This is a genomic window from Pelatocladus sp. (genome assembly GCF_059505505.1).
Genome location: NZ_JCACKS010000191.1, coordinates 46,468 through 57,301, shown reverse-complemented (window position 1 = coordinate 57,301; position 10,834 = coordinate 46,468). Strand labels below are relative to the sequence as shown.

The following is a 10,834-nucleotide window of genomic DNA, read 5'->3' as shown; positions in this document are numbered from 1 at the left end:
GAATCACCATGTAATCTCTTGCGCTACATTTTGAAGTGCGGAATGTGGGTTAAAAGGGAACGGGGAACGGGGAATAATTATCCTCGTGAGTAGTTTGAGTGTCGCGACTACTATACCAATTTGAAAAAAGAATTCGACAAATAACCCATCTTTAGGCAGATGTTAATTGTCAAGTAACTAGCTTTCTGTATCATCCGAAACCCATTCAAATCGGCGCTTGAGGTAATTGCAGTGAGTAGGCGGTAAAATTCCATCATGCTGAAGTCTGCCAACTACAATCCCCGGTGCAATGCCAATTTCAGCAGCAAACTGCTCAATGCCCACTTTAGTGGGTTGTTGATCTGATGCTAAAAATCGCTTGAACTCAATAGAAGGGATAAGTATGTCGGCAGCAAATTTGTTTGCTTCTTTCTCCTTCGCTAAATCCTCAACAGCAGCAACACCTTTGCCTTCAAGGAACACATCGCGCTTACCATGCAGCAGAATATGACCTGATTCGTGAAAGAAAGCAAACCACAGATGGTCATCAGTTTTATGCCGCAGGCTGAGTTGAATCAGTGCTTTATGAGGATTTAACCAGCGTGTTGCTCCACTGACTCTTGCCTTGGGAAGTTGGGGTATAAAAACCACAGCTACTCCTGTCTGGGCGCACAGTCGCACAACTTCTGGTTGAAAAACTTCTGGTGGTTTAACCGTTAAAGCACGGACTTGTAACAGTGTCTCTCTAAACTTATTTGCATCATAGGTAGCGCAAGGAATCTCAGCTGCTTCAATTTCTCCTTGACGCAGCCAAGCAGCCATTGCTCCAGGCTCACTTTGAAAAGCCTGCGATTTCCGAAAATCCACATGAGTACTACACCATATTCCCTCCCATTGTTCAGGGGAGGCGACGGCGAAAAAATTTAGCACTTCCCGCAATTGTTCAACTTTGTCCTGATAGCGCCGAATCCAGCCAGACTTAATCATAGCTGTAACAGGAATTCCTTTAAGCCATGCAACTTGCTTTTCTAAGCGCTCTTTTTCTTCCTGTTGCGCTAAAAATTCTCGGTATCGTCGTTCTCGGTTGTTCCAAAAACTAGCTGGGATATTAAATACACGCTCTAACTGCAATGCTGTTTCAGGAGTGATAGCAGCTTTGGCATTAATGATTTCGTTAATTGTTTTTTTAGGTCTCCCTGTACGTTCCGCCAGTTCTGCTTGGGACATACCCCGCTCTTCAAGGATTTCTTGAAGAGTCTCTCCAGGAGGAGAAACGTAATCTGGCGTGTATTGATTTTGGATTGTATTACTCATGAGTATCCTCCACGCCCAGTATTCTAACGACAGTTACTTTATTCCAGTCGATGCCACCATCTGGTTTGGTAGGAATTGGTTCATCTGCTGGCTCAAATATTAGCCGATATGGATGATCCAAATCTAGCGATAACTGACCTGCGCGGTCTTGAAGCAATTCGTGACATCTTCCAGGAAGATTTCGCATATCTTCAAGTACGTTGGCATCACGTAAATTATCTAGTCGTCTTCGGATGCGTTTTGCTCTATCTGTACCATGATTTTTCTCTAGAAGCCTTTGGTTATTGCACTCTTTTTCAAATTTTCGATTACTAAAAACAATATCCATTGTAGCAAGCTTCTATTAATATTGTTAACCCTTAAGGTTAATAATAATTTTAGGCGTTGAAACTAAAAATGACATTAATTTCCCAAAAATTACGTAAAATTGCCAAAATTTAGAACATCTGTACTAATAAAGCTTCAGGCTCAAAATATCAGCCTTTTCATATCGGGATTTACTACACTTGATAGCAATGCTAGAGAGCAGACACACAGCAGAAAAGGCTTATGAAACTACCAAACGGCCCAAAAACCCCATCCCTAGTACAGATATTTCAGTGGATCAACAGTCCCCTCACCTATATGGAAAACTGTGCTGAACGTTATGGGGATATCTTTACATTACAGTTAACAGAACCTGTAGTTATGATAAGCAATCCTCAAGGGCTACAGCAGATGTTGACTAGCGATACTAAAGAATTTGCCGCTCCAGGCGATCCGTTATTTGAATCTTTTGTCGGTAAGAATTCTGTGATTACTGTTAGTGGTGAAGTGCATCGGCGTCAACGTCAGTTGTTGATGCCTCCTTTTCACGGTGAGAGAATGCGATCGTACGCTCAGGTAATTAGTAACGTTACAGAGGAAATTATTAGCCAGTGGCAAATCGCTCAAAAATTTGATGTCCATTCTGCTATGCAAGTTATCACTATGCGGGTGATCATGCAAGCAGTGTTTGGGCTGTATGATAGTCCTCACGCCCAAGAACTAGAGAAACTTTTGACTTTAATGCTCAATCGCGGCGGGAGTTCGCCTTTACGAGCCTTGATGCTTTATTTTCCGGTCTTGCAAAAAGATTTAGGCCCATTGACTCCTTGGGGAACTTTCCTACGTCGGCGATCGCGAGTTTACCAACTTCTACACGCAGAAATTCAAGCACGCCGAGAACAAGCTGACTCATCGCGTACCGATGTTCTGAGTTTATTGATTGCAGCACGGGATGAGGCAGGTCAACCCATGACTGATGCAGAGTTAAGTGATGAATTAATGACTTTGTTAACAGCAGGTCATGAAACTACTGCCACAGCTTTGACTTGGGTATTATACTGGATTCACAAATTGCCAGAAGTACGCGAAAAGCTATTGCAAGAACTTGATACTATTGGCGATCGCTCTGACTCTAATACTAGCTCTAGTACTATTTTAAAATTGCCTTACTTGAATGCTGTATGTAGCGAAAGCTTACGTATTTACCCAGTAGGAATGCTTACCTTTCCACGGGTAGTAAAGCAATCTCTAACTCTATGTGGATATGATCTAGAACCAGGTACACGGGTGTTGGGGTCTATTTATCTCACCCATCAACGTGAAGATTTATACCCTGTTCCTAAGCAATTCAAACCAGAACGGTTTATAGAAAAACAATTTTCACCGTATGAATTTTTACCATTTGGCGGTGGTGCAAAACGCTGTATTGGTGATGCTTTTGCTCAATTTGAAATGAGACTAGTACTAGCAACAATCCTTTCACGTTTAGAATTGGCACTAGTATATAATTCTGATGTTAAACCAAAGCGTCGGGGTTTGGTAACAGGCCCAGATCGCCCTATTCAAATGGTTGTCAACAATCGGCGTCAAGTTGAGTCTCGCACACCAGAAGCTATTTCTAGGTAAATTTTGATAGTTTGAGGTTGGGAGTATCTCAAATATTTACGATGCTTGCCGTAGCTTGCTTCCCGAAGGGTGGGTAAATTCATTTTCTACCCTGTGAAGCAAGAATCCCATAGCCTTTAGGCTAGGGGAGTGTCAAATAACAGTTAATTTCTTCCAGGATTTCGCTGACCGACATAATACTTATGTCCTGCCAAGACAATGCCCATAAATCCCCAGAGAATCATACCGGAAATTCCTAGCATACCGCTACCAAGGGGTAGAGTAGCAAAATTGGCAAGACCGATCGCACGCGCCGCAGCCATAAAAGGATCGAAGCGAGGCTCTGAGAATTGAAATATTTGAAACAACAACAGAATCAATCCACCCAGGTAAAAAATAGCGCCAAACCAACCGAGTGTGAAAAACATATCTAAAATACCGCTATCGATCACAATCGGTTCTAAAACGCCCTTTTCATTCACAACGAAAGTATTGCCGATCCCGTTGCCTAAAATATTACCCATCGCCTTACTCAAGCCATCTCGATAAATTCCTTGCCTAACCTGAGCGCTGTTATCGTCTTCGAGATTGCTAAAAGTTTCCAAGCGGGTGGCAATTACTTCTGCGAATGGCTCCATTGTGGTCAATGGTACAACACAGATGGCCATGACCAAAACAGTTACCATCAGTCGCATTTGGATTTGTGGTTTGAGGGAAGATAGCAAAGTTAACGTTCCGATTACCCAGCATCCCCACAGAGTCCGCACCATCGTCAGCAGAAATGCTAAGTAACCAGCTGCTGCGGCTGGAATACGGACAAATTCACTAGTAGTGAATAACAACAGCAACCCTGTCATCATCATGCTGGCAAAAGGGCCAGGTGATGCCATCGTACTCCAAATACGCAGTTTAAAAGGTTCAGGATCTCCAAAGCTAGTGAGTCTTATACTTTCTAGCCAGAATCTATCCCACTCTGGAGCGATCATGAATTGGATTACACCATAAATCCCCGTAACCAAAACCCCCCAAACAAAGGTACGGATAATGATTTGACGAAACTGAGGATATTCTCGCCAATTGATAAATATATAGAAAGCAAAACTAATTGGGGTTAACCAATCTAACATACCCCTGGCTGCGGTGAAGGGTGTAGTTTTCACAAAGCCGATCAAGAAGCCATAAAATACACCCAAAAAGGCTAGTATAAAGGGTATACCACCTTTGCGAGCAGATTGGGGAAGATTTTTTAAGGCGGTATGTAAGGTGAGTAGAGTTACTAAATACTGTGATATTAATAAAAAGCGGCTGGCATCAAAACCACTACGGTAATCTATGAGGCGACTAATAAAGGGTGTAAGAAACCACATCCACCAAGTCAAGCCGATGTAAAGAAGAGGATACCGCAGATACAGAAAAATCCCTACACCTAAAGTACCTACAATATAAATTGGGCGAGCTGCTGCACCACCTGCGAAAATAGATACTACTACAACCAGCACTAGCCCCACAATTGCTAACCAACCCAAAAGTGGTGGTTGTTGTTGCTCTGAGCTTGTTGTTGCGTAACTAGTCAAATTAGCCTGCCTGTAAGTCATTCGATTGTGGATTTTAGATTAGTAACTTGAAAATAGGGATCGGGTATCGGGGATTGGGGATTGGGCATGAATCAGTTATCTGTTATCAGTTATCAAATTAAATTGGTCACTGGTCACTGGTCACTGTTAACTGATTAGTTGTTTCCCTTGTCCCTTTTTCATGCTTGGCGGTGAAATTTTTTCATCGAAACTGACTTCAAGAAGCTTGATGGGCTTTCTCTGATGAGATGAAGCTTTGGCGGGACAACCAAGTCTGCCAAGCCTGGGTGCGTCCTTGCATAGATGCTAACCATTTCTGCCATGCTAAGGTTTTTTCTTTTGGCAAAAATCGCAATAATTGGAGCAAACCAAAAGCTGTGCGTGTACCAATAAGTGTAGCCCAAAGCATGAACACTACTAACCTCAGAGGTGGTAAGTATTCTAGGAGAGCCAAAGTTTCATTGTGTACAGCGTTTTTCCAGGCAAGGTGATTAAAGTTATTGCGCTGATCTTCATCAAAGCGCTGGGCTGGATAATGATCAACATTGATCAGGGGATCGTAGATGAGTTTCCAACCTCGACTCCGCACTGTCAAGCTAAATGCCAGTTCAAAGTGTACCTGTGCGCCAGTACCAAGCATACGTTCATCAAAGCGCAACCCTGCGATCGCACTACGACGATACGACATATTCACGCCTTTGAGTACGTCTACTTCTCGCGCTGTACCCTTACCAGTATGGTGGTTGCCAATTACACGTCCATACCACTGTAATTTCCCTACCACTTCTGAGACGCCTTGGTAGATGAGTTTATTACCCACATATACCAAATCCCGCCCACCAACACCGCCAATGCGGTTGTCAGATAAAAAGTGGGTTTCCATCTGTGCCAACCAATCTGCGTGTGGTGCAGCATCATCATCAGTAATGGCGATGATATCTCCAGTGGTTGTATCTAAAGCTACGTTCATTGCCGCAACTACACCAGGGACTGTAACCATTGCTGCTTCCAAATTAAAGCCTTCGGGATGATAATCTTTGAGAAATGCCCAAGTATCATTATCTGTGTCACGCACTGCTACCACAACTTGCTCAGGTTTACGAGTTTGTTGCTCTATTGCTTTGAAACAGCGTGCCAAATCCTGGGGACGACGATAGGTAGGAATCATGACGCTGATTGTGATCACGAGCTAACACCTGCACTAATCTTAGAAGTACTCTTGAGCCGACTTAACCAGCCTTTAACTACACCTTTTAACTTTAATGTCATATGGAGTTGCCAATCAAATATGGGAGCAAGACCAAAGGAGCAAGCTAAAAGACGCAACCGTAATGCTGGTGAATCACCTAATTCTTTTAATAAAGTAATCAGTTCTGCTCGCTCTGCTGGGGTGAAAATCGCAGAAAAACAAGCAGCAGCATGAATCAAAGCCATCTTTTGCCGAAATCTGTCAATTAGTTTTGTCTCCCAACCTCTTTTTTGAAAAGCAGGGATCAAGCTTTTGTTATAAATCCAAATATAAGCTCGCAGTTGATCGCCTTTGCGCTTGGGACGTATTTTGTTGGTGTCAGTCCAGACGCGGTACTCAGCCAATATTTGGTCTGAGTAGACATTGCCATAACCAGCATCAGACATTCTCACAGCTAAATCATAGTCTTCGCTGTACTTGAGGCTACCGTCGCCATAAAACCCAACTTCTCGCAAAGCTTGACTTTTAAATATAAAAATGCTAGAAGCCGTCCGTAGACCGGAAACAGAGGCTTGTAGTGCTTCATCTGCACTTTGAAACTCATGCTTTCTAACTACTCTACGGATACTGTGTTTTTGTCCGCGCTCATCAATTTCCTGAGTAGCAACGTGACCCCAACCAGCTTCAGGATATTTTTGCATGAGAGCGATTAAAGTCTCAACATAACGAGGTGCGATCGCATCATCGGAATCAAGACGGATGACATAATCAGTCTTCGGATGACCCAAAACCCAATTACAATTGGGAGTCATGCCCAAATTTTCTGGATGGCGGTGGTAGCGAATTTGGGGAAATTGCTGACATAGTTGTGCCATCACCTCTGGTGTATTGTCATTACTGGCGTTATCAGCAACCCAAACTTCTACATTCGGATAAGTTTGAGCGCAGGCTGTACCTACAGACTCTAGTAAATACTGGGCTTGGTTATAGGTAGGAATACAGATAGCAACTGATGGTAATTCTGGCATAGAGAAATATTATATAAAGTAGGAATGTGGAAGTTAAAACTAAAGAGGGTGAAAATCACTTACTTACCCTCTTAGCACTTAAAAATCACCTATTAATTCCTGAGTTTTGTACTTTTTGTGGTTTATTAAATATAGATATCTTTTTGTTAGGAATAAATCAAGTTAAGACACCTGTTGAGTAGTGCTATTTTCCACTACTTCTTTTTATCTTTAAGATGATTTAACTAACTCTTCAAATACATCTACATAATTCTTCGCCATCAATTGCCAACTATGTTGTTCAGCAAGAGATCGAGCAGCCTGACCCATTTGACTACGTAGGGTGCGATCGCTCGCTAAAGATGACAATGCCTGCGCTAAAGCTTCGGTATCATTAGGATCTGACAGCACAATCCCCGCTTCTGGCTTCACTAACTCTGCTGCACCAGTAGTCACAGCAGTAATTACAGGTAAACCACAAGCCATAGCCTCAATCACCACTAGCCCAAAAGGATCATAGCGAGAAGGAAATACCAAAAAGTCTACGGCTTTCATTAACTGTGGGACATCATGGCAAAGTCCCAGAAAATGTACTCGCTCATTTAACCCCAAGGATGCAGCTAGTTGTAAATAGGGGCTACCTTCAGTAATTCCCGCAACTGCCAAATGTAAATCCGGCACTTTTATTAAGGCATGTAAAACCGTATCCAAATTTTTGCGCGGAATTCTAATATCTCCCGCAAACAGCGCCAGGGGTACATCTTGGGGAAGTTTCCATAGTGAGCGATCGCTGACTCCGGGCGAAAATTCTTGTAGATCAACGCCATTAAAAATTACTTGCAACCGTTCTGGTGGTACACCAATTTCCAATAAATCTTTTCCTACTTTATCAGAAACAGCTACAACTACCTGTGCTTGCTCAAAAGCTGATTTTTCCCAACGAGCATTCATAGATGTATACAGCCATTGGTAAAAATCATATAAAACTCCCCGTGGATTTAGTACATTCTTCACTGACTTAGGCATAGCCCCAATAGCAGAGAATTTCAACCAAGAACTATGAACAAAATGCACTGCATTCACATTAGTTGGTGCTGTTGTAATTGCACCATTGGCTTTGACCACATCAAACTCAGATCGGTGTTGACGCAGCCAATTACTGCTCCGCCAGGAGAAAATCATGTTGCGAAGAATTTCTGTCGGCCAGCCTTTGACTGGAATATAAATCCATCTCACTTGGCTATGCTGCTGTAACTCTGAAGCCACTTGGCTGGCTAACAAGATAACATCATAACCCCGACGAATTGCTTCCCAAGCAACTTCATAGTTTACTCTACCCTGACCATTTCCTTTGACAACATTGTGGGTAACAATGCAAAGTTTCACGTTCACTAACTATCCTCTAAAATCAATTTTCTGCTTAATTCTCAAATTCCAGATGGCAGTAATAACCTTTGGATACGAGAACGTCGAATAATTTCCGGCCAAGCTTGGATAGCTTTGTTTCTAAGTAAGTATCTTGACATTTGTAAAAAGTATATGAGCAGAAAAGCGATCAATTTTAAAGGATTAGGGAACAAGTCCTTATAGCGTTTGATACCAATGTAAAGGCGAGCCGCTTCAATATTTAAGTCATAATAATTCAAGCCACCAATATCAAGATCAGATGTGCCAGTTGCCAACACGCTGTTTACTGGGTTAATATCAGCTTTTAATTCTGGGCAATATAAAATCTTGTAACTACGCTTAATTGCCCTGAGAGCAAGTTCAGCATCTTCATAACCAAAAAAAATATTTTCATCCCATTGTTCTTGGGTCAAAAATTGTCTTGGGAAGACAGTAGCGTGAATAACTACAGTTTGAGGAGTATCATCAGAAGGTGAAAAATGTCCTTGGAATGTGAGTCTAGCTGGTACAAAGTGAGCGTATTCGTTTTTGCTAGTGCCTGTGAGGATAGTCTGATTTCTGTCCTGAATAGGCATTTGTGAATATCTTTCTATTGCCACACTAAAAAAGTCTGGCTGTACACAAATATCATCATCAACAAAAGCTACAAAATCAGTTTCAGATTCTGGAATTGCATTTACTGCATTGTTACGGTTGGCACAAACACCACGACGAGGCCCTTGAATGTAAGTTGTACTTGGATATTTCTGGACAACTTGGCAATTTGCCTGCTGTACTTGTGGATCACTGGAATCATCAGAAACAACTACCGTGTGGGGTTTTACTTGAGAATTCCAAAGTGCCTTTAGGCAAATATCTAATGATTCTGTACGATTTCTAGTTGTGATACAAGCGGAAATTCGCATTTATTTTTACCTCTGACTTGAGAATAGGGAACTCTTAACGGGGATCGGAGATTAGGGATTGGGATTCTCTTTACGCAGACGCACTCGCGTTTGGGGATAAACTTAGTAGTAAACCCATAACCCATCTGTGTTGATCTGTGTACCTTACGGTAGACACGGAGTGGCTACTTACCAGAAGTCGCTAACGCGCCTACCGAAGATAGCCACTTGCGCGTCTATGATATTTCATTCCCTCGTGGGCGAAAAGCCCGTGGGGATATAACTTTAAATATTTCTGTCTTTTAAAACTTAGCGGCTATTTTTGGAGGAGTAAAACTCACCATTAAGGCTGCTATAGTCCGTAAATTAAACTGTTGACGTAAAGAACGCCAAAGATAAGGACGTGCTTGTTTAGTTTGTTCAGCTCGCATTAAGCCAATTCCTAAACTTGTGCTGACTTTTACCCATTGCTGTTGAAAATAGATTTTAAAGTCTTGGAGATTTTCATCTTCCATAAATCTCTCTAAGCAAAATATATCTGCCTCAGATTTACGGATTTTTGCTTGGTAATTAAGCCTACCGCTTTGCACTGTTTCCGTTTGGTCATGCCTACGATATCTAGTTAATTTTTGAGGACAATAATAGGCTCCCATTCCTGTACGACAACACAAATAAGTTAAATAAACATCCCATGAACCACCAACTTCTGAAGGAATACTATCCCAATCTATGGCATCATTACGAATTACGGCAGCCATTGCAGAGGCTATGGCTTGATCCACCAGCCCAATTTTGTAAAAAGGTTGATAAATACCTTCGGGTAAATTTGCCCGTTTAAATAATTGAGAACAGTATTCTGTTAGGTAATCATCAATTGTGCCATCGGCATTAATGACGGAATGATCACAAAAAGCGAGTACTAAATTCGGATTTGCTTCTAATGGGGGAACAAGCTTTTCTAAAAAGTTTTCTTCCCATAAATCATCATCAAGCAAAGCCGCAACGTACTTTCCCCGTGCCATTTGAAAAGCTTTGATGGTGTTAGGGAGCATACCTAAGTTGGTTTGATTGCGTGAGAAACGAATACGTGGGTCATTAAAAGATTCCACAATCGCTTGGGGGTTTTCCGGACTGCAATTGTCAGAAACAATAATTTCTATATTTTGGTAGCTTTGACGAGTAGCACTCATCAAAGCTTGTTTTAAGTAGTCTGGACGATTGTAAGTAGGTGTAATAATGCTGACTAAAGGTGTTTCTGATTGAGAATTTATATTCATGATTTGGAATGATGTATATAAATTAACTAGTAGTTGTGGTTTTTCGTAATAAAGATAATGCACTATCTAATAAGAATAAGCGAGAAGCCGTCCTCACCTCTTTATTCAGTAAATAGCTAAGTAAGTTGGCGGGAATAAACCTAACCATGTTACGAAAAGTAAACAAGCCTAAAACCCTTAGCCTTTTCTAAATAGCTAATTTAAGGGCTAAAGCCACTTACTACAAACTAAGTATATTTTGTGTGGTGGAGTAGTAGTTACACCTGGAATATCAAAATGTATCTTACATAAT

General features: G+C 41.7%; 9 protein-coding genes. 1 reads left to right on the top strand and 8 read right to left on the bottom strand.

What is annotated here, in order from left to right; all coding sequences use genetic code 11:
- Positions 1 to 177 precede the first annotated feature (177 nt).
- Positions 178 to 1,293 carry a HigA family addiction module antitoxin gene (locus AC5JMK_RS14500; RefSeq protein ID WP_495910414.1) on the bottom strand — a complete coding sequence of 372 codons (1,116 nt, stop codon included), beginning with the start codon at positions 1,291 to 1,293 and terminating at the stop codon, positions 178 to 180.
- Positions 1,286 to 1,621 (bottom strand): type II toxin-antitoxin system RelE/ParE family toxin, encoded by a 336-nt coding sequence (locus AC5JMK_RS14495; RefSeq protein WP_096677216.1) that lies wholly within the window; start codon positions 1,619 to 1,621, stop codon positions 1,286 to 1,288. Before AC5JMK_RS14495 ends, AC5JMK_RS14500 begins: the two co-directional genes overlap by 8 nt.
- Before the next feature lie 221 nt (positions 1,622 to 1,842).
- On the opposite strand from AC5JMK_RS14495, the gene AC5JMK_RS14490 reads away from it, so the two are divergent.
- Positions 1,843 to 3,225: a cytochrome P450 gene (locus AC5JMK_RS14490; protein WP_495910413.1), complete on the top strand. Its 1,383-nt coding sequence runs from the start codon at positions 1,843 to 1,845 to the stop codon at positions 3,223 to 3,225.
- 143 nt (positions 3,226 to 3,368) lie between these two features.
- Here AC5JMK_RS14490 and AC5JMK_RS14485 read toward each other — a convergent pair whose 3' ends face one another.
- From AC5JMK_RS14485 to AC5JMK_RS14460, 6 genes are all read right to left on the bottom strand, one after another.
- Positions 3,369 to 4,799, bottom strand: a complete 1,431-nt coding sequence (locus tag AC5JMK_RS14485) for a glucose-6-phosphate isomerase (protein ID WP_096677214.1) — start codon at positions 4,797 to 4,799, stop codon at positions 3,369 to 3,371.
- A gap of 196 nt (positions 4,800 to 4,995) precedes the next feature.
- Positions 4,996 to 5,964: a glycosyltransferase gene (locus AC5JMK_RS14480; RefSeq protein WP_096677213.1), complete on the bottom strand. Its 969-nt coding sequence runs from the start codon at positions 5,962 to 5,964 to the stop codon at positions 4,996 to 4,998.
- On the bottom strand, positions 5,961 to 6,995 hold the full coding sequence (locus AC5JMK_RS14475; RefSeq protein WP_096677212.1) for a glycosyltransferase family 2 protein: 1,035 nt from the start codon (positions 6,993 to 6,995) through the stop codon (positions 5,961 to 5,963). The genes AC5JMK_RS14480 and AC5JMK_RS14475 overlap by 4 nt, the downstream gene beginning before the upstream one ends.
- A gap of 210 nt (positions 6,996 to 7,205) precedes the next feature.
- Positions 7,206 to 8,360 (bottom strand): glycosyltransferase family 4 protein, encoded by a 1,155-nt coding sequence (locus AC5JMK_RS14470; protein ID WP_096677211.1) that lies wholly within the window; start codon positions 8,358 to 8,360, stop codon positions 7,206 to 7,208.
- Positions 8,361 to 8,401: 41 nt separating this feature from the next.
- The gene (locus AC5JMK_RS14465; RefSeq protein WP_096677210.1) at positions 8,402 to 9,286 is read right to left on the bottom strand and encodes a glycosyltransferase family 2 protein; all 885 of its coding nucleotides are present in this window, start codon (positions 9,284 to 9,286) and stop codon (positions 8,402 to 8,404) included.
- Between the two features lie 281 nt (positions 9,287 to 9,567).
- Positions 9,568 to 10,542: a glycosyltransferase family 2 protein gene (locus tag AC5JMK_RS14460; RefSeq protein ID WP_096677209.1), complete on the bottom strand. Its 975-nt coding sequence runs from the start codon at positions 10,540 to 10,542 to the stop codon at positions 9,568 to 9,570.
- Positions 10,543 to 10,834: the final 292 nt, after the last annotated feature.

Bases quoted from the DNA above. Each gene is read 5' to 3' on its own strand.
- AC5JMK_RS14500 (WP_495910414.1), bottom strand. From the start codon at position 1,293: ATGAGTAATACAATCCAAAATCAATACACGCCAGATTACGTTTCTCCT.
- AC5JMK_RS14495 (WP_096677216.1), bottom strand. From the start codon at position 1,621: ATGGATATTGTTTTTAGTAATCGAAAATTTGAAAAAGAGTGCAATAAC.
- AC5JMK_RS14490 (WP_495910413.1), top strand. From the start codon at position 1,843: ATGAAACTACCAAACGGCCCAAAAACCCCATCCCTAGTACAGATATTT.
- AC5JMK_RS14485 (WP_096677214.1), bottom strand. From the start codon at position 4,799: ATGACTTACAGGCAGGCTAATTTGACTAGTTACGCAACAACAAGCTCA.
- AC5JMK_RS14475 (WP_096677212.1), bottom strand. From the start codon at position 6,995: ATGCCAGAATTACCATCAGTTGCTATCTGTATTCCTACCTATAACCAA.
- AC5JMK_RS14465 (WP_096677210.1), bottom strand. From the start codon at position 9,286: ATGCGAATTTCCGCTTGTATCACAACTAGAAATCGTACAGAATCATTA.
- AC5JMK_RS14460 (WP_096677209.1), bottom strand. From the start codon at position 10,542: ATGAATATAAATTCTCAATCAGAAACACCTTTAGTCAGCATTATTACA.